This window comes from Bradyrhizobium sp. DOA9, from assembly GCF_000617845.2.
Taxonomy (GTDB): Bacteria; Pseudomonadota; Alphaproteobacteria; order Rhizobiales; family Xanthobacteraceae; genus Bradyrhizobium.
Map to the genome: position 1 here is coordinate 5314808 of NZ_DF820425.1, position 18415 is coordinate 5333222.

The following is an 18415-nucleotide window of genomic DNA, read 5'->3' on the forward strand; positions in this document are numbered from 1 at the left end:
TCTCGGCGGGCCGCTTGACTCAGGTCAATATCCCGCTGGCCTCAGCGCGCCAACATTGTCATATGGGTGTCATATTGCCTGCCATGTAGCGTGAGCGATCCCGGCGGAGTGCCGGGGCGCGGACATCGATCGTGAATCGTGACACGACGGAAAGCAGAATGAAGCTCGCGCTTGCGCTGCCACCACCGCAACGTGATTTGCGTCTCGACCTGTTTCGCGGCCTCGCCAACTGGGCGATGTTTCTCGGCCATGTGCCCGGCACAGTGCTGGCGTGGTGTTCGTTCCGAAATTATGGATTCAGCGACGGGGCCGACCTGTTCGTGTTCATCTCCGGCTACACCTCGGCGCTCGTCTATACCCGAAAGATGGAGCGAGGCTTTGTGTTCGGAACGAGCAGGCTCTTCAGGCGCGTATGGCAAATCTACACCGCCCATATCGTGCTATTCATGATCTACCTGGCTTTCATCCATTTCCTGTCGGAGAGGTTCAACGCGCCTGATCTGGTCGATCTGTTCAACGCCGGACCGGTCACCAGCGCGCCGATCGAGATGATGACGCAGGGGCTTTTGCTGCGATACAAGCCTCTGAATTTGGACGTGCTGCCGCTCTACGTCGTCTTGATGGGCCTGTTTCCTCCGATCCTCTGGTTGATGTTGAGATTTCCCGACGCCGCCATGATCGGGTCGGTGCTGTTGTATCTCGCTGCGCGGCAATTCCAATGGAACCTGCCTTCCTATCCGTCGGGAAGCTGGTACTTCAATCCGCTGGCGTGGCAGCTTCTGTTTGTCACGGGCGCGTGGCTCGCGTTGACGGGTGCGGGGCGTCTGCATTTCTTGCTGCGGTCCAGGTTCGTGCTGGTTGTTGCGGTTGCCTATTTGATTTTTGCGGCGATCATGACGTTAGCTGCTCACCAGCTTCAGCTGCGGGCCTTGTTTGCGCCTGCCTTGTTCGAGCTTTTCAATCCCAACGACAAGACCAATCTGGCGCCCTATCGCTATCTTCATTTGATGGTGCTGATTATTCTTGGTGCCCGGTTCATACCGATCGATGCGCGCTGGCTACGAGCCAGCATCGTGCGCCCCCTGGCAAAGTGCGGCCAGCAGTCCCTCGAAGTGTTCTGTGTGGGCATTCTCCTAGCCTTCATCGGGTACTTCATCCTGCAGTTGGCAGGGAACGGCATCCTCGCTCAACTGCTCGTCGGAGCTGCGGGAATCGCGATCATGACGGCGGTTGCCTACTACAGATCCTGGTCAAAGCGAGTGGAGAAACCTTCACATGAGAGTCCGGTGGATGGAAAGAGGGCGCCGGAAAACACCGGCTCCCTCGATCATCTTGTACTGCGCGCCCCCGGAACGGTGCCGCAGGTCGCTCGCGGGACGGATACGCAGCAGCAGCCGTTAACGGAAGTTTGACAACCGCGCCGGCCGTCACGGTCGCGATCGAGGCCCATTCGATCGACCCGAACCTGCACCGCGCCCTCGCCGAGCAGATTCCCCGCTCCGGCCAGCTCGCGGAGGTCGAAGCCTGCAGCCACGAGATCCACGCCCTCGCAGCCTTCATGTGCGTGAGCACGATCGAAGCCATAGCGCACAACATGGTGCTGAACGAAGAGATTCGGTCGGAGAAGATGGTGACGGTGCTGGTGGACGAGACGACGTGGATGGGCGGGCAGACGAAGGCCGTCAGGCTTCCTTCTTTTTCACGCTGATGTTTCCGTCGCCCTCGATATAGGCCTCTACGACGTCAGAGGGGCTCGCTATGCCCTCCTCGCGAAGTTTGCTCATCAACTCATCCATCGTCACCAGTTCCTGCCGCATGTGGCGGCGAAGGACCTGCCCGTTCTTGATCAGGAGGAGCGGCGCCGGCCGAGCAAGCCGCTCCACGAAGGGCACATGATACCCGACCCAGTCGATGGCAAGATTCCAGAAGATGATGGTGGCAACGAGCACGATACCTTCTGTGATCGAGTGGTATTCACCCGCCATGCCATTCTGCGCCGCGTCCGCCAGCAGGACGACCAGAAGCAGATCGGGGATGCTGAGCCCGCCGGTTTGACGCTTCAGAATGAAGCGCATCAACGTGAAGATGCCGAGGTACATGATGGTGCCCCGCACGATCATTTCCATGACGGAATGCGTCGGGACGAAGATTTCGCTCCACGATAACTGAAACATGTTGCTCTCGCCCAAATGGAAGCGTCCCGATGCCGCGTATCGAAACTCTTATCGGATCCGAACGGTTTCGGAATTGCGAGGAGGATGATCAAGATTTGAGCCTCCAGGCGACAGCTCGATCGTCATTTTCCTCCGGACGATCCGCTCCTTACCCCTGTCCGGCGCATCGATTCGGAAAAACCATATGACTCAAGGACATCGCTACTGTGCATGGGGTTGTTTTCGGCGTTTTGATGCACGCCCGCCGCGCTTCTGGTCACAGGCATCCCTCGCGGCCCGGAGCAGGCTCCACGCCGACAATCATCCACCCGACTCATGTTTTGGAAAAAATGGTCGGAGCGAGAGGATTTGAACCTCCGACCCCTAGTCTCCCAGACTAGTGCGCTAACCGGGCTGCGCCACGCTCCGAACGTCGTTCCATTAGCTAGGATCGGCGCGATGCGCAAGGCGAGGCCGCAGCATTTTGGTGCCACCCGGCCACGCCCCCGGAACTGCCTCGCAAAGCCGGCCTGACGCCGCCCTACCCATCCTTCAGCGCCTGGTCCAGCATCTCCCGGCAGGCGACGAGGTCGCCGAGGACCCGCTCCAGCCGCTCCCGGTCGAGCGCGCTGGGGCCGGCGGGCGCGGCGGCGCCGGCTTTGCGGAAGGTGGTGAGGATCTCCTCGTCGTCGATCTCCGTGAAGCGGAAGTCGATGCCTTCCTCTTCGTCGCCCTGGAAGTCGTCATCGTCGGTGTCGGTGACGCCCTTGATGGGGGCCTCGTCCTCGGGCTCCAGCAGGCTCGCGCCGATGGCGTCCTCGATCGCGCCGAACGAGACCGCGGCCGCACTGTCCGCGAGGCCCTGCACCGATTTGACGCCGTGCTCCTTCAGGATCCGCTGCACCCCGCGGATGGTGTAGCCCTCGCCGTAGAGCAGCCGGCGGATGCCCTTGAGCAGGTCGACGTCGTCGGGGCGGTAATAGCGGCGGCCGCCGCTGCGCTTCATCGGCTTGATCTGGGAGAAGCGGGTCTCCCAGAACCGCAGCACGTGCTGCGGAATGTCGAGCTCCTGCGCTACTTCGCTGATGGTTCGGAACGCATCCGGCGCCTTGTCCAAAGGCCAGTCCTTTCCGAAAAGCGGTTATGCCTCTTCTTGAGCCTTGGTGGCGTCGCCGTTGGTGCGGTGCTGGGCGTTGATCCGCTGCTTCAGGATCGCCGACGGCTTGAACACCATGACGCGACGCGGCGAGATCGGCACCTCGGTGCCGGTCTTCGGGTTGCGGCCGATGCGCTGCCCCTTCTTGCGCACCATGAAGGACCCGAACGAGGACAATTTCACCGTCTCGCCCTTCTCCAGGCAGTCGGTGATCTCCTTCAGCACGAGTTCCACGAAGGCAGACGATTCCGTGCGCGACAGGCCCACCTTCTGGTAGACGGCTTCGCACAAATCGACACGCGTTACGGTTTTGCTGGTCTCGCTCATCGCCCTGCCCCACCTCACGGCGAACAATTCTTGTCTGAAATTATGAGCTTACGATAGTGCGGTCAACACCGCACATCAATGCAGACGTATCGATAATCGGCGGTGATTCCGGCAAAATTTTATCGGTGTGGCTTACCAGCGCACCAGCGCGGAGCCCCAGGTGAAGCCGCCGCCCATGGCCTCCAGAAGGACCATGTCGCCCTTCTTGATGCGGCCATCCTTGCGCGCAACCGACAGCGCCAGCGGGATCGAGGCCGCCGAGGTGTTGCCATGACGGTCCACCGTCAGCACCACCTTCTCGGGCGCGATGTGAAGCTTGTGCGCGGAGGCGTCGATGATTCGCTTGTTGGCCTGGTGCGGCACGAACCAGTCGATGCCCTCGGCATTGAGCCCGGTCGCCTTGAAGGCATCGACGATCACGTCGGTGATCATGCCGACTGCGTGCTTGAAGACCTCGCGGCCCTCCATGCGCAGATGGCCGACAGTCTGGGTCGAGGACGGCCCGCCATCGACATACAGCTTTGCCTTGTGGCGGCCGTCGGAGCGCAAGTGAGTGGTGACGATGCCGCGGTCGGTCGCGGCATTGCCGGGCTGCTCCTGCGCTTCCAGCACCACGGCGCCGGCGCCGTCGCCGAACAGCACGCAGGTGCCGCGGTCGTTCCAGTCGAGAATGCGCGAGAAGGTCTCCGCCCCGATCACCAGCGCGCGCTTGTAGGCGCCGGTGCGCAGGAAGTTGTCGGCGGTGGCGAGCGCGAACACGAAGCCCGAGCACACGGCCTGGAGATCGAAGGCCGCGCCATGATTGATGCCGAGCCCGTGCTGCACGGCAACCGCGGTTGCAGGGAAGGTGTTGTCCGGCGTCGAGGTCGCCAGCACGATCAGCTCGATCGACTGCGCGTCTACGCCGGCGTCGTTGAGCGCGGCCTGCGCCGCCCTGATCGCCAGATGCGAGGTGAACTCGCCCTCGGCCGCGACGTGCCGCTCGCGAATGCCGGTGCGCTGCACGATCCACTCGTCGGAGGTGTCGATGCGCGCCGCCAATTGGGCGTTGGTCACCACCTGCTCCGGCAGATAAGAGCCGCAGCCGAGCACGACCGAACGAATCTGAGTCACGAAACAGCCTCCTGCGCGGCCTGCACGGAACTGAGTGCACCACCCTCGCGGTTGAGCATCTGATTGATCTTGTTCAGGAGATCGTAGTGAGCCATCTCATAGCCAACATCGATCGCATAGGCAAAGCCTTCGGCGTTGGTTCCGCCGTGGCTCTTGACCACCACACCGTTCAGTCCCAGCAGCACGCCACCATTGGACTTGTTGGGATCCATCTTGTCGCGCAGGGCCTGGAAGGCGCTGCGGGCGAAGAGGTAGCCGAGCTTGGACGTCCAGCTCCGCTGCATCTCGTGACGAAGCAATTCCGCCATCTGCCGTGCGGTTCCCTCGGCTGCCTTCAGCGCGATGTTGCCGCTGAAGCCTTCGGTGACGATCACGTCGGCGAGCCCCTTGCCGATGCCGTCGCCCTCGACGAAGCCGATATAGTCGAGCTCCGGCAGGTTCCGCGCCCGCAGGATCTCGCTGGCCTCGCGGATCTCCTCGTGCCCCTTGATCTCCTCGGCGCCGATGTTGAGCAGCCCGACCGTCGGCCGGGTCTTGTTGAACAGCACGCTCGCCTTGGCCGCGCCCATCACCGCCATCGAGACCAGATGGTGGGCATCGCCGCCGAGGGTGGCGCCGAGATCGAGCACGACGGACTTCCCGCGCAGAGTCGGCCAGATCGCCGAGATCGCCGGGCGGTCGATACCCGGCAGCGTGCGCAGGTGGAAGCGCGCCATCGCCATCAGCGCGCCGGTATTGCCGGCGGAGATCGCCACATCCGCCTCGCCCTTCTTGACCGCATCGATGGCGAGCCACATCGAGGAGGTCTTGCGGCCGCGCCGCAGCGCCTGGCTCGGCTTGTCCTCCATGCTGACGGCGACGTCGGTGTGGACAATTTTGGAGACCGCTTTGAGCTTCGGGTGCAGGTCGAGCTCGGGCTCGATCCTGGCGCGGTCGCCGACCAGCAGGAACTCGGTGTCGCGATGCCGCCCAAGCGAGATCGCGGCGCCCGGAATGACCACGGCGGGGCCGACATCGCCCCCCATGGCGTCCAGCGCGATGCGAACCTTGCTTGGCATGAAAGTCCTGGAAACCTGGTCTGGTGCGGCTTTGGGATCAGCGGGGCCGCAAAATGGGTTCGCCACCGGGATGGCGGCCGGCCAAGCGCCACGCCGCACCCGGACCGGGGCGCGACAATAGCGTTTTGTACCCCCGAAACAACCTCTTGCCCCCAGCCTTTTGCATTCGGGGCGATCCGGCCGCCGGCCGCGGATTTCGCGAGAAACACATTGAAATCAGACAGATAAACAGCTGTCCCAAACCATCGAGGCAAATGGCTCGCGTCCCCTGGCAAGGCGGCCGCGAGCGCAAAACGCCCCTCATTGGCCCTTCTTCTTGTCCTGCAATGCCTTCAGCACGGCGAAGGGATGGTCTTCGGGGTCGGGAGCGGTGACCTCGGCCTCGAACACGGCCCCCTCCTTGCGCGGATAGGGATCGATCGCCAGGAACAGGACGTCGGTGGCGAGCCGGCCGAGGTCGATGATGCCGCCCGTGATCGGCTCGGGCGGGTCGGCAATTTCGGGCGGCGCGTCGCCGTCCTGGCCCTCCTCGATCAGATCGGCGAGGCGCCGCGCCTCGGCCTCGGGGGCGAACATCAGGTCCACCTCCTCCTCGATCTCGCTCTCGATCGGATCCAGCGTGACGACGCAGGTCTGGCCGATCCGGCCGCGGACGAGGCCCGTGACCTGGACCCGCCCGCCGCTTTTCGGCACGACATCGAAGCTGGCCTGGGCGGACAGAACCTCGCGCAGGCCCGCGACCTCCGCCATCGCCTGCCGCTCGGCCACTGATGCCTCGAGCTCGCGATGCAGCCCGCCATCCGGGATCTGCGCAACGAAGACGGGCGCCCGCCAGGGATCGCGCTCGGTATCTGATCGGCTCATGGCGTGACATCCTCTGGCAACGCCGGGGGAAACTTGAAGGACGCGCGCAGCAGCGCGGCCTCGCCGGTCCGGCCAAGCTCGGCCTCGCTGGCCCTCGCATAGGCCGCGAGCCGCTTCGCCTGGTCGAAGCCGGTCCCATTCAAGATATTCTTGCAGATCGCCGCTGCCAGCGCCTCGCCGCCGGCGTCCATCGCCTGGTCATAGGCCTGGACGCGGCCGTAGAAGGCCTCGCCAAAGGCCCGCATCCGCTTCGGCACGGTCTGGTCGCCGACCCCCATCTCGCGCAGATTGTCGTCCATGTCCTCGCAGAAGCGGTCGAACAGCGCCTGGGACAGCTCCGCGGCACCCTGAACGGTACGCAGGCGGCGCAGCAGCAGCCACAGATGCAGCAGCAACAGGTCGAAACGCCCGTTAACCGTATCGGGCACGCCCAAGTCCCGGTAAAATATGGGTTCTCGCGCCTGCGTCACGATCATGCCATAGATGGCCTCAATGGTGCCTGGCGGGGTTCGCCGGGGTTTCCTGAAGTGATTGAACGGCCAAAGCATTGTGGTTTCCGCAAGCGGGCGCGCGCGAGTTGCATTCAGACGCCCAGCCCGGTACTTCAGCGCCTCGCGCGACGCAAGGGGACGGAATCAGTTCCGCTATGACGACAATGAACCAGATCAGCCCGCGCGCGGACATGCGGCGCGGCCTTCATGCCTACTGGCGCGGAGTTCATTTGCGCTGGCGCGGCCTGCGCATGCTCGCCGCCGTGACCCTGGTCGGCGTGGCCCTTGCAGCCTGCACCGGCGAGCAGTTCCAGAAGGGTTACATCCTGCCGCCCGGCGCGCTCGAACAGATTCCGATCGGCGCGAGCCAGGATCAGGTGCTGATCGTGATGGGCACGCCTTCGACGGTCGCGACCCTCGACGGTGAAGTGTTCTACTACATCTCGCAGCGCTCGGAGCGCCCGGTCGCCTTCATGAACCAGAAGGTGGTCGATCAGCGTGTCATCGCGGTCTATTTCGACAAGACCCGGCGCGTGCGCCGGCTTGCGAATTACGGTCTCCAGGACGGCAAGATCTTCGACTTCATCAGCCGCACCACGCCGACGTCGGGCCAGGAGATGAGCTACCTCACCCCGCTGTTCAAGCTGCTCAGCTTCAACTGAGGCCGTCGAAGGATTCGATCGAAGCGGCTTGTCGCTTCGATCGAAAATGGGCGTCGAACGAGACTCCTGAAGCCCTTAATTCCATCGCAAGGCATATGGGCTTACGCCTGCGTCGTCGTGCCGCTCTCTGCGCGGCAGTTGTCGTCGCGCGCGACTTGCGGTCGCACGTGCTGTTCCCTACGGTTCCCGCAAAGCAAAAAGCAGGAGTGGATTCGTGCCTAAACCTCTGTTGTCCCGCCGTCACGTGCTCGCCGGTGCTGCCGGCCTTTCGGCCGCAGCAATTCTGCCGCGATCGAGCCTTGCCGACTGGAAGCCCACCGAAAACGTTCGTCTCATCGTGCCGGCCGCAGCCGGCGGCTCGACCGACGTGATGGGCCGGCTCCTGGCCGCGCATCTGCAAACCGCCTGGGGCCAGTCGGCTGTGGTCGAGAACCGCTCCGGCGGCGGCGGCACGATCGGCACCGCCGAAGCCGTACGCGCCAAACCGGATGGTCACACCATCCTGGTCGGCAATCCCGGCCCGAACGCGATCGCCTACAGCATCTTCAAGAACCTCAGCTACAAGCCGGACCAGCTTCAGCCGGTCTCGAACATGATCCGGATTCCGAACATCGTCTCGGCGCATCCGAAGACCGGCATCAAGTCGATTCCCGAGCTGATCGCTTACCTGAAGGCCAATCCGGACAAGCTCAGCTACGCCTCCTCCGGCGTCGGCCAGAGCCCTCACCTCACCGGCGCCTGGTTTCTCCAGCTCACCGGCCTGAAGATGACGCACATCCCGTTCCGCGGCGCCGGCCCCGCGCTGCAGGCCGCCCTTGCCGGCGACATCCAGATCCTGTTCGACAATCTCTATCCGAGCCTGCCGCAAGTGCAGAGCGGCACGCTCAACGGTCTCTGCGTCACCACGCCCGAGCGCAGCGACCTCGCGAAAGACCTGCCGACCATGCGCGAGAGCGCGCCGGAGCTGGCGAACTTCGACATCTCCTCCTGGTTCTCCGTGTTCCTGCCGAAGGGCGTCTCGCCCGACGTGCTCAATGCGCTCAATCTCCAGGTCAAGGCGATGCTGGAGCGCGACGACGTCAAGAAGCAGATCGCCGCCATGGGCGCCCGCGCCGACTACGGCACGCCGGAGCAGTTCGCCGCCTTCGTGGACGCCGAGACGAAGAAGTTCGCCGGCATCATCCAGAAGGAAGGCCTGCAGATGGACGTGCAGTAGGTCTCTCTTTCGTCATTGCGAGCGAAGCGAAGCAATCCAGACTGCCTCCACGGAAAGACCCTGGATTGCTTCGTCGCAAGAGCTCCTCGCAATGACGTGGTGAGAGCATCCGGCCCATCAAACAAAACCCCCGCGGCTCGCGCCGCGGGGTCTTCTTTTGTCACCTGTACGCCGCTCAGTGCGCCAGGATCGCCAGAAGCAGCAGGGCCACGATGTTGGTGATCTTGATCATCGGGTTCACCGCAGGTCCCGCCGTGTCCTTGTAGGGATCGCCGACGGTGTCGCCGGTCACCGCGGATTTGTGGGCGTCAGAGCCCTTGCCGCCGAAATGGCCGTCCTCGATGTACTTCTTGGCGTTGTCCCAGGCGCCGCCGCCCGAGGTCATCGAGATCGCGACGAACAGGCCCGTCACGATCACGCCGAGCAGCATCGCGCCGACGGCCGAGAACGCCGCCGACTTGCCGGCCGCGCCGCCGCCCGCGATCGCATAGATTAGGAAGTAGACGACGATCGGCGAGAGCACCGGAAGCAGCGAGGGGATGATCATCTCCTTGATCGCCGCACGCGTCAGCAGGTCGACCGCCTTGCCGTAATCCGGCTTGTCGGTGCCCTGCATGATACCCGGCTTCTCGCGGAACTGACGACGGACCTCCTCGACGATCGCACCGGCCGCACGGCCGACCGCGGTCATGCCCATCGCACCGAACAGATACGGCAGCAGGCCACCGAACAAGAGACCCACGACGACGTAGGGATTGTTCAGTGAGAAGTCCGGATTGACGCCGGCGAAGTAGGGATGCTGTGCGGAGCGGGCCACGAAGAACTTGAGGTCCTCGTTGTAGGCCGCAAACAGCACCAGCGCACCCAGACCGGCCGAGCCGATCGCGTAGCCTTTGGTGACCGCCTTGGTGGTGTTGCCGACCGCGTCGAGGGCGTCGGTCGACTTACGCACCTCCTTCGGCAATCCCGCCATCTCGGCAATGCCGCCGGCGTTGTCCGTCACCGGGCCGAAGGCGTCGAGGGCGACGATCATGCCGGCCAGCGCCAGCATGGTGGCGGTCGCAATGGCGATGCCGAACAGCCCGGCGAGGCTGTAGGTGACCAGGATGCCGGCGATGATGACGATCGCGGGCAGCGCGGTCGCCTCCATCGAGATGGCGAGGCCCTGGATCACGTTGGTGCCGTGGCCGGTCACCGAGGACTGGGCGATCGACTTCACCGGACGATAGTCGGTGCCGGTGTAGTATTCGGTGATCCAGATGATCAGCGCGGTGACGACGAGACCGACCACGCCGCATTCGAACAGCGCCAGGCCGGTGTAGTTGACGCCGTCGAGCTTGCCGAAGCCGATCAGATAGTAGATCACCAGGGCGATGCCGATCAGGGACAGGATGCCGGTCGCGATCAGGCCCTTGTAGAGCGCGCCCATGATCGACTGGCTCGGCCCGAGCTTGACGAAGAAGGTGCCGATGATCGAGGTGATGATGCAGATGCCGCCGATCGCGAGCGGCAGCGTCATCATGTTGGCGAGGATCGGCGTCTTGGCGAAGAAGATCGCCGCCAGGACCATGGTGGCGACCGCGGTCACCGCATAGGTCTCGAACAGGTCGGCGGCCATGCCGGCGCAGTCGCCGACGTTGTCGCCGACATTGTCGGCGATGGTCGCGGGGTTGCGCGGGTCGTCCTCGGGAATACCGGCCTCGACCTTGCCGACGAGGTCGCCGCCGACGTCCGCACCCTTGGTGAAGATGCCGCCGCCGAGACGGGCGAAGATCGAGATCAGCGAGGCGCCGAAGCCGAGCGCCACCAGGGCGTCGACGACGACACGGCTATCGGGCGCGAGCTTCAGCGAGTGGACCAGGAAGCCGAAATAGAGGGTCACACCCAGCAGCGCGAGACCGGCCACCAGAAGTCCGGTGATGGCGCCCGCCTTGAAGGCGAGTTCCAGGCCGCCGGCGAGCGACGTCGTCGCGGCCTGGGCGGTGCGCACATTGGCGCGGACCGAGACGTTCATGCCGATGAAGCCCGCGGCGCCGGACAGGATCGCGCCGATGGCGAAACCGATCGCGACATAGAGCCCGAGGAAATAGGCAAGCAGCACGAAGATGACGATACCGACGATACCGATCGTGGTGTACTGGCGCCGCAGATAGGCCTGTGCGCCTTCGCGCACCGCCCCTGCGATCTCCTGCATGCGCGGCGACCCCGCATCCGCGCCCAAGACCGAAGACGTCGCCCAAATCGCGTAGGCGACGGAAAGCGCTCCGCAGAGCACTATCAACCATAATGCTGTCATGTGATGTTTGCCTCAGATCCTTGATGTACCCCCGGCGCCTTTTGTGTTCCGTCGTGCGGTGCGGCGCCTTGATTTTGAACAAAGCCGCCCCCTTGCCCTTAGGGGGCGGCTCCAGTCGGCCGCGAGCTTGCCAAAATCAAATTGAGGGTGCAACGCCGGATCAGGCCAAAAGGCCGATCTCGGCAGGTATTTAGGACCAAGTGCTGAGAACCAGGATGCCGGTTTGGAGCAATTCCTAGAAGTGGCTGTAGGAAAGCCGCGTCAAAAGCAGGTCCTGGCCCTGCCCGTCCAGGAAGTGCAGCGGCTTCTGCCCTTCCGTGATCGTCCCGATTGCGGTGACGGCAATGCCGAGGGCCCGCCCCGCGGCAATCAGCGCGTCGCTTTGCGCTGGCGGAGCAGTGCACAGCACCTCGTAGTCGTCGCCTCCTGCAAGCAGCGTCTCGACAGACGCGACGCTGCGGGCGCACAGGGCGGCCGCCGCGGCCGAAAGCGGCACGCTCGGCACGTCCACCGACGCCGAGACTCCCGAGGCGGCGCAGAGCTTGGTCAGATCGCCGGCGAGGCCGTCGGAGACGTCCATCGCCGCGGTGGCATGATCGCGCACCGCCCGCGCCAGCACATTGCGCGGCTGCGGCACCCGATAGCGCGAGACCAGAAAATCCCGTGCCGCAGGATCGGATGCCAACGCGGCGGCCACAGCGCCGCCCTTGAGCACGTCGAGGCCGAGCGCGGCATCGCCGATCGTGCCCGTCACCAGGATGCGGTCGCCCGGCCTTGCGCCGGTGCGGCCGATCATCCGCCCCCGCGGCACGCGGCCAAAGGCGGTGATCGAGATCATCTGCGGGCCCGGCGTCGACACCGTATCGCCGCCGAGCAGAGGACAAGCGAAGGCCTTGGCGTCCTCGCCCAGCGCGTCGGCAAAGGGACGGAGCCAACCATCCTCCTTGCTGCGCAACGCCAGCGTCAGCACGAAGCCAGCCGGCACGGCGCCCTTGGCCGCGAGATCGGACAGGTTCACCCGCAGCGCCTTGCGCGCGATGGTGTCAGGCGGATCGCTGGCAAGATAGTGCACGCCCTCGACCACGGCGTCGGTGGTGACGACGATGTCCTCGCCGGACGAGGGCAGCACCGCAGCGTCGTCGACCAGTCCGAACGCGCCGGGATCGGTCGCCAGCGGCTTGAAATAGCGCGCGATGAGGGAGTCTTCGCCGGAGGGATTGTTTGCCATCAGCGCCAACCACATCCACAGCCGTCATCGCCCGGCAAAAGCGCGAAGCGCGTCTTCGAAAGGGAGACCGGGCGATCCAGTATTCCGAAGACGGTCGTGTCAGCCCGATAGGCCGCGGCGTACTGGATCACCCGCCTTCGCGGGTGATGACAGCGGAATGTGGGGCAGCCGTCTCGCATCACCTCACCGCCCTCGCGGGAAACTACCCCCGCCCGAACTCGTCGCCGCGAAACTGCCGGCCGATCTGGTCGAGCACCGCATTCACCATGCCGGTCTCCTCGCGATCGACGAAGGCATTGGCAACGTCGACATATTCGGAGACGACCACCCGGCCCGGCACGTCCTTGCGGTGCTGCAGCTCATAAGCCCCTGCCCGCAGCACCGCGCGCAGGATCGCCTCGATCCGCTTCAAGGGCCAGCCTTTCGACAGCGCCTCGTCGATCAGGGGATCGAGCTTCTTCTGGTCGCGCACGACGCCGGAGACGACGTCGCGGAAGAACGCCGCCTCGGCCGGCAGGTAGGTGTCGCCCTCGACCTCGTTGCCGAGCCAATGGCTTTCGAACTCGGCAAAGATGTCGTTGATGCCGGCACCGGCGATGTCCATCTGGTACAGCGCCTGCACGGCAGCAAGCCGCGCCGCGCCGCGCCGGTTCGCCTTCTTCTCGACAGCGCCTGTCGGCTTCTTGGTGTTATCGGCCATGGCTTCAGGCCTGCGCCAGGCGGCGTTTGATGCGCAGCATCGCAAGCGCGGCGCGCGCGGCATCGCCGCCCTTGTTGAGCTCGCTGGCGCGCGCCCGCGCCCAGGCCTGCGCCTCGGTGTTGACGGTGAGGATGCCGTTGCCGAGCGGCAGCTTCCGCGCCACGGCGAGGTCCATCAGCGCGCGCGAGGATTCCTGCGAGACGATCTCGAAATGAATGGTGTCGCCGCGGATCACGCAGCCGAGCGCGATTACCGCATCATAGGGCTTGCCGTTGGCCGCCGCGGCATCGACCGCGATGGCCACGGCCGCGGGAATCTCCAGCGCACCGGGAACCGTGATGACGTCGTGGGTCAGGCCGGCCGCCTTCAGCTCGGCGACCGCGCCGTCCAGCAGCGCATCCTGGAGATCGTCATAGAACCGCGCCTCGACAATCAGCGCCCGCGCGCCGGAAATGTCGGTCTGGTCCTTCAGGGGAGCGCGCCGCGCGTCTGCCATGGTCAACCTATTCTGTCATTGCCGGGCTTGACCCGGCAATCCATCGGGCAAGCCCCTCTTAAGAGGATGGATGCGCGGGTCAAGCCCGCGCATGACGATCTTTAGGCACCGTCACTTCATTTCCGTCAGCCGCGCCGCGTAGCGGGCCATCAGGTCGACCTCGATATTGACCTCATCACCCGCCTTCCAGCCGCCGATCGTGGTGACCGTCAACGTGTGCGGGATGATCAGCACCGAAAAGGTCACGTCCGCAACCGTATTGATCGTCAGCGAGACGCCGTCGAGCGTGATCGAGCCCTTGGTGGCGATGAACCGGGCCAGCTCCCGGGTCGTCGAGAGCACGAACCGCGCCATATCCGGCAAGTCCTCGCGGCTGACGATGGTTGCAATGCCATCGGCGTGGCCGGCGACGATATGGCCGCCGAGCTCGTCGCCGATCTTCAGCGCGCGCTCGAGGTTGAGCCTCGTGCCGACCTTCCAGTGCTTGGCCGTCGTCAACGCCAGCGTCTCGGCCGCGGTGTCGACGTCGAACCAGGTCCTTTGCTTAGAGTCCCTGCCATCCGCCACGCCGGAGCCAACTACGGTCAGGCAGACGCCGTTGCAGGCGATCGAGGCGCCGTCCGCAATCGTGCTCTGATCGTAGCGGCAGGCAATGCGGAGCCGGTGCAGCTGGCCCTGCACCGTTGGCGTGAAGCTGACGATCTCGCCGATATCGGTGACAATGCCGGTGAACATTACGCGCGCTCGTAGATGGTGAGAGTATCCTTGCCGTAGGTGTCGCTAGCATGAACCTTGTAGGCCTGCGACTGCGTGATTTTCGACAGGGGCAATGCATCGAGCGCATCGACGCCGCCCTCGCCGACCTCTTCCGCGCCGCGGAACAGCCAGATCTCGTCGACCAGATCCGCCGCGACGAACGAAGCCGCAACGCGGCTGCCGCCCTCGACCATCAGCCGCGTGATACCTTTCTCCCCCAGCGCATGCAGCACGGCCGAGAGATCGAATCCGGATGCACTCCCCGGAGGCATGCGCATCATTTGCGCACCGGCCGCGCCAAGACGCGTCGCGGCGGCCGCTTCCGCAAGCTCGGACGCGATCACCCAGAGCGGCGTCTCGCGCGCGGACCGAACCAGCTGACTCGATGCGGGTATGCGCAGGCTCCGGTCGAGCACCACGCGCACCGGCGAGCGCGCCGCCATGCCCGGCAGGCGGCAGTTGAGTTGCGGATCATCCGCCAGCACCGTGCCGATGCCGACCAGGATGGCGTCGCATTGCGCGCGCAAGAGGTGCACGCGATCGCGCACGGCCTCGCCCGTGATCGCAACCGGCTTGCCGCCGGCAGCACCGATCTTGCCGTCGGGCGAGACCGCGAGCTTCAGGATCACATGCGGACGCTGGTCACGGATGCGACGGAGATGGCCGGCATGGTCGAACGCAGCCTCCGCTGCGCAAAGACCGACGTCCACGGAAATGCCGGCGGCGCGCAGGCGCGCATGGCCCTGGCCCGCCACTTCCGGATTGGGATCCTCGATCGCCGCCACCACGCGCTTGATGCCGGCGGCGATCACCGCATCGGCGCAAGGCGGAGATTTGCCGAAATGCGAGCACGGCTCCAGCGTGACATAGAGCGTGGCGCCTCGCGCCGCATCGCCCGCCCGCCGCAACGCTTCGGGCTCGCCGTGCGGCCGTCCGCCTGCTTGCGTCCAGCCGCGGCCGACGATGACGCCGTCCTTGACGATGACGGCGCCAACGGCCGGATTGGGCCAGGTCCGCCCCTGCCCGCGCCTGCCCAGCGCGAGCGCCAGCTCCATGAAACGGCGATCAGCATCCTTGGCCTCGCGGGTCTTCTGCGCGAACTGGTCTTCCAGGATGCGGAAGATCATTTGCGGATCGCGGCGAGCCGCGCTTCCTCCTCGCCGGAGAGCTCGCCGAGCACATCGGCGAAATCCTTGGCCTCGCGGAAATTGCGGTAGACCGAGGCAAAGCGCACATAGGCGACGTCGTCGAGCGTGCGCAGATGCTCCATCACGGTCTCGCCGATCACCTCCGAGGAGATCTCGGCCTCGCCCCCGGTCTCGAGCTCGCGCACGATGGTGGAGACCATCTTCTCCACCCTTTCGGGCTCGACCTGCCGCTTGCGCAACGAGATCGACACCGAGCGCATCAGCTTGTCGCGGTCGAACGGCACGCGGCGGCCGTTGCGCTTGATCACCGTGAGCTCGCGCAGCTGCACGCGCTCGAATGTGGTGAAGCGGAAATTGCAGGCGACGCACACGCGCCGCCTGCGGATCACGGACGAGTCCTCGGTCGGACGCGAGTCCTTTACCTGCGTATCGAGACTGTTGCAGTTCGGGCAGCGCATCCGTGTGACCTTTATTTTCGCATGATCTCTTCGGAAAACCGGTACCCACTTTTCCGGATCATGCGACGCCTTACTGGTAGATCGGGAAGCGGTCGGTGAGCGCCTTGACCCGTTCCTTGATCGCAGCCTCCACCAGCGGCGCCTTGCCGTCGGAGGATTGCGCGATCGCGTTGAGGACCTCGGCGATCATGCCGCCGACCTGCTGGAATTCGGCCACGCCGAAGCCGCGGCTGGTCGCAGCCGGGGTGCCGAGCCGGATTCCCGAGGTGACGAAGGGCGATTCCGGGTCGAACGGGATGCCGTTCTTGTTGCAGGTGATGGCGGCGCGGACCAGTGCCTTCTCCGAGACGTTGCCCTTCAGGCCCTTGGGCCGGAGATCGACCAGCATCAGATGATTGTCGGTGCCGCCGGAGACGATGTCGAGACCATGGCCCTTCAAGGTCTCGGCCAGGGCCTTGGCGTTCTCGACGATGTTCTTGGCGTAGACCTTGAAGTCCGGACGCAGCGCCTCGCCGAAAGCGACCGCCTTGGCCGCAATCACGTGCATTAGGGGGCCGCCCTGCAGGCCCGGGAAGATCGCCGAGTTGAGCTTCTTGGTCAGCGTCTCGTCATTCCACAGCATCAGGCCGCCGCGCGGACCGCGCAGCGACTTGTGCGTCGTGGTGGTGGTGACGTGCGCGTACGGCACCGGCGAAGCATGCACGCCGCCGGCGACGAGCCCGGCGAAATGCGCCATGTCGACCAGCAGGTAGGCGCCGACGCTGTCGGCGATCTCGCGGAAGCGCTTGAAGTCCCAGGCGCGCGAATAGGCCGAGCCGCCGGCGATGATCAGCTTCGGCTTGACCTCTTCGGCCTGCTTGGCGACCGCATCCATGTCGATGATCTGGTCCTCGCGGCGCACGGTGTAATGCGCGGCCTTGAACCACTTGCCGCTCATGTTGACGGGCGAGCCGTGGGTGAGATGGCCGCCGGCGGCGAGATCGAGACCCATGAAGGTGTCGCCGGGCTGCAGCAGCGCCAGGAACACCGCCTGGTTCATCTGGCTGCCGGAGTTCGGCTGCACGTTGGCGAAATTGGCGCCGAACAGCTTCTTGGCGCGATCGATCGCGAGGTTCTCGGCGACGTCGACCCACTCACAACCACCGTAATAGCGCGCGCCCGGATAACCTTCCGCGTATTTGTTGGTCATGACCGAACCCTGCGCTTCCAGCACGGCCCGGCTGACGATGTTCTCGGAGGCGATCAGCTCGACCTCGTGGCGCTGCCGGCCGAGCTCGCCCTTGATGGCGGCGGCGATTTCCGGATCGGCCTGCTCGAGCGAGGCGGTGAAAAACGAATCGGGCGCGGAGGCGGTTTTGGCGAGGGTCATCTTGCGAATATCTCCACCGCCGCAGCCTTTTGGCGGGCTACGGGCGGGTCTGGTGTGGCGGTCGGAAGCACGCGCGATCTACCACATCGCCCGCAACAGGCCAAGGGTTTGCGGGTCGGGACTGATATTTATGCAAGATATGGTGGATTGGGGTTTTTCAGCCCGGGATCGGTTTTGCCAGACCGCTCCCCCTCAACATCCGGGCTGGAACCGCTCTGGGCCTGATCTTTTGCCGGCCGCCACCGGGCGCAGCCGTCGTCCCTCTACAGCCCCGTATACCCCGCTTTCACCGGGTCGACGCTGCCGTCTAGCTGGCGCAGATAGGTCAGGCCGCAGACGGTCAACCTGTGGGTGTCGGTCTCGCCGGCTTCCATCAGGATATTGAGGTAGTTGGTGACCTTTTCACGCGCCTCCGCGCTGGCCGCCGCGGTGCGGTTGGCGAGCAGGTCATAGGTCTGCATGATGCGGTCGATGGCGGCTTCCATGGCATCCTCTGGTTGGTCGGGATTTCGGGGGTTCTGATCAGGCAACCGCTCTGGCCTCGGTCTGCGCCTGGAACCGGGCGATGGCCGTGTTGGCCAGCCTGATCTTGTTGAATTCGCCCTGCTGGAGCAGCTTGACGATCAGGTGGAGCAGGCGTTCGTCGGTGACGAGCGTGTCCGGGATCGCGCCGGAGCGGCGAAGGTAGTTTGCGGCGATGGCATAGGCCTCACTGACGAGTTCCACGTTCATCGCCTGAAGCCCGCGCTCGACCAGCATCGCCGTTTCTCCGATCCGAAGGAGATAAGCGCCGACCTGGGAACTGGTTCCTGGTCGTCGGGGGATTTTTTCGCAGGTGCGAAAACATCAACGCACCGGTCCGGGGGCAACTCCGGACCGGCGCGCTTGGGGAAGTCAGGCACGTTCGGGAGGGCTGCCGGTCTT

The 18415-nt window shown here is 64.8% G+C and carries 21 protein-coding genes and 1 tRNA gene; 4 read left to right on the forward strand and 18 right to left on the reverse strand.

Features of this window, described 5'->3' with window-relative positions; genetic code table 11:
- The first annotated feature begins 158 nt into the window (after positions 1–158).
- Positions 159–1412 (forward strand): OpgC domain-containing protein, encoded by a 1254-nt coding sequence (locus BDOA9_RS24895; protein WP_025036677.1) that lies wholly within the window; start codon positions 159–161, stop codon positions 1410–1412.
- Positions 1409–1708, forward strand: coding sequence for a hypothetical protein (locus BDOA9_RS24900; RefSeq protein ID WP_025036678.1), 300 nt, complete (start codon positions 1409–1411; stop codon positions 1706–1708). The genes BDOA9_RS24895 and BDOA9_RS24900 overlap by 4 nt, the downstream gene beginning before the upstream one ends.
- On the opposite strand, the gene BDOA9_RS24905 is transcribed toward BDOA9_RS24900, so the two are convergent.
- From BDOA9_RS24905 to BDOA9_RS24940, 8 genes are all read right to left on the reverse strand, one after another.
- Complete coding sequence (locus BDOA9_RS24905; protein ID WP_042336754.1) at positions 1683–2174, reverse strand: DUF421 domain-containing protein; 492 nt, start codon at positions 2172–2174, stop codon at positions 1683–1685. The genes BDOA9_RS24900 and BDOA9_RS24905 overlap by 26 nt on opposite strands.
- Positions 2175–2504: 330 nt before the next feature.
- Positions 2505–2582, reverse strand: a tRNA-Pro gene (locus tag BDOA9_RS24910).
- Positions 2583–2694: 112 nt separating this feature from the next.
- Positions 2695–3270: a MerR family transcriptional regulator gene (locus tag BDOA9_RS24915; RefSeq protein ID WP_025036679.1), complete on the reverse strand. Its 576-nt coding sequence runs from the start codon at positions 3268–3270 to the stop codon at positions 2695–2697.
- Between the two features lie 24 nt (positions 3271–3294).
- Complete coding sequence (locus BDOA9_RS24920) at positions 3295–3636, reverse strand: integration host factor subunit alpha (protein ID WP_025036680.1); 342 nt, start codon at positions 3634–3636, stop codon at positions 3295–3297.
- Positions 3637–3768: 132 nt separating this feature from the next.
- Positions 3769–4749: a beta-ketoacyl-ACP synthase III gene (locus tag BDOA9_RS24925; RefSeq protein WP_025036681.1), complete on the reverse strand. Its 981-nt coding sequence runs from the start codon at positions 4747–4749 to the stop codon at positions 3769–3771.
- Complete coding sequence (gene plsX, locus BDOA9_RS24930; RefSeq protein WP_025036682.1) at positions 4746–5807, reverse strand: phosphate acyltransferase PlsX; 1062 nt, start codon at positions 5805–5807, stop codon at positions 4746–4748. The genes BDOA9_RS24925 and plsX overlap by 4 nt, the downstream gene beginning before the upstream one ends.
- A gap of 300 nt (positions 5808–6107) precedes the next feature.
- On the reverse strand, positions 6108–6671 hold the full coding sequence (locus BDOA9_RS24935; RefSeq protein WP_025036683.1) for a YceD family protein: 564 nt from the start codon (positions 6669–6671) through the stop codon (positions 6108–6110).
- A complete protein-coding gene (locus tag BDOA9_RS24940; RefSeq protein WP_025036684.1) occupies positions 6668–7219 on the reverse strand; it encodes a ubiquinol-cytochrome C chaperone family protein in 552 nt (183 codons plus the stop codon). Before BDOA9_RS24940 ends, BDOA9_RS24935 begins: the two co-directional genes overlap by 4 nt.
- Before the next feature lie 98 nt (positions 7220–7317).
- Between BDOA9_RS24940 and BDOA9_RS24945 the strand changes: the two genes are divergently transcribed.
- Both BDOA9_RS24945 and BDOA9_RS24950 read left to right on the forward strand, forming a co-directional pair.
- Positions 7318–7824: an outer membrane protein assembly factor BamE gene (locus BDOA9_RS24945; protein WP_025036685.1), complete on the forward strand. Its 507-nt coding sequence runs from the start codon at positions 7318–7320 to the stop codon at positions 7822–7824.
- Positions 7825–8038: 214 nt separating this feature from the next.
- Positions 8039–9040 (forward strand): Bug family tripartite tricarboxylate transporter substrate binding protein, encoded by a 1002-nt coding sequence (locus BDOA9_RS24950; protein ID WP_025036686.1) that lies wholly within the window; start codon positions 8039–8041, stop codon positions 9038–9040.
- A gap of 175 nt (positions 9041–9215) precedes the next feature.
- Here BDOA9_RS24950 and BDOA9_RS24955 read toward each other — a convergent pair whose 3' ends face one another.
- The 10 genes from BDOA9_RS24955 to BDOA9_RS25000 all read right to left on the reverse strand — a co-directional run bounded on the left by BDOA9_RS24955 (position 9216) and on the right by BDOA9_RS25000 (position 18250).
- Positions 9216–11336: a sodium-translocating pyrophosphatase gene (locus tag BDOA9_RS24955; RefSeq protein ID WP_025036687.1), complete on the reverse strand. Its 2121-nt coding sequence runs from the start codon at positions 11334–11336 to the stop codon at positions 9216–9218.
- A 235-nt stretch (positions 11337–11571) separates the two neighbouring features.
- Positions 11572–12564 carry a thiamine-phosphate kinase gene (gene thiL, locus BDOA9_RS24960; RefSeq protein WP_025036688.1) on the reverse strand — a complete coding sequence of 331 codons (993 nt, stop codon included), beginning with the start codon at positions 12562–12564 and terminating at the stop codon, positions 11572–11574.
- Between the two features lie 202 nt (positions 12565–12766).
- Positions 12767–13264, reverse strand: a complete 498-nt coding sequence (gene nusB, locus BDOA9_RS24965; protein WP_025036689.1) for a transcription antitermination factor NusB — start codon at positions 13262–13264, stop codon at positions 12767–12769.
- A 4-nt stretch (positions 13265–13268) separates the two neighbouring features.
- The gene (gene ribH, locus BDOA9_RS24970; protein ID WP_025036690.1) at positions 13269–13760 is read right to left on the reverse strand and encodes a 6,7-dimethyl-8-ribityllumazine synthase; all 492 of its coding nucleotides are present in this window, start codon (positions 13758–13760) and stop codon (positions 13269–13271) included.
- 111 nt (positions 13761–13871) lie between these two features.
- On the reverse strand, positions 13872–14495 hold the full coding sequence (locus BDOA9_RS24975) for a riboflavin synthase (protein WP_025036691.1): 624 nt from the start codon (positions 14493–14495) through the stop codon (positions 13872–13874).
- On the reverse strand, positions 14495–15643 hold the full coding sequence (gene ribD, locus BDOA9_RS24980; protein ID WP_025036692.1) for a bifunctional diaminohydroxyphosphoribosylaminopyrimidine deaminase/5-amino-6-(5-phosphoribosylamino)uracil reductase RibD: 1149 nt from the start codon (positions 15641–15643) through the stop codon (positions 14495–14497). The genes BDOA9_RS24975 and ribD overlap by 1 nt, the downstream gene beginning before the upstream one ends.
- Entirely contained in the window at positions 15640–16122 is a 483-nt protein-coding gene (gene nrdR / locus BDOA9_RS24985; RefSeq protein WP_007603426.1) for a transcriptional regulator NrdR, read from the reverse strand. The genes ribD and nrdR overlap by 4 nt, the downstream gene beginning before the upstream one ends.
- Positions 16123–16192: 70 nt before the next feature.
- Positions 16193–17491 carry a serine hydroxymethyltransferase gene (gene glyA, locus BDOA9_RS24990; RefSeq protein ID WP_025036693.1) on the reverse strand — a complete coding sequence of 433 codons (1299 nt, stop codon included), beginning with the start codon at positions 17489–17491 and terminating at the stop codon, positions 16193–16195.
- Between the two features lie 263 nt (positions 17492–17754).
- Positions 17755–17976, reverse strand: a complete 222-nt coding sequence (locus tag BDOA9_RS24995) for a hypothetical protein (RefSeq protein ID WP_025036694.1) — start codon at positions 17974–17976, stop codon at positions 17755–17757.
- Between the two features lie 37 nt (positions 17977–18013).
- On the reverse strand, positions 18014–18250 hold the full coding sequence (locus BDOA9_RS25000; protein ID WP_025036695.1) for a hypothetical protein: 237 nt from the start codon (positions 18248–18250) through the stop codon (positions 18014–18016).
- Positions 18251–18415: the final 165 nt, after the last annotated feature.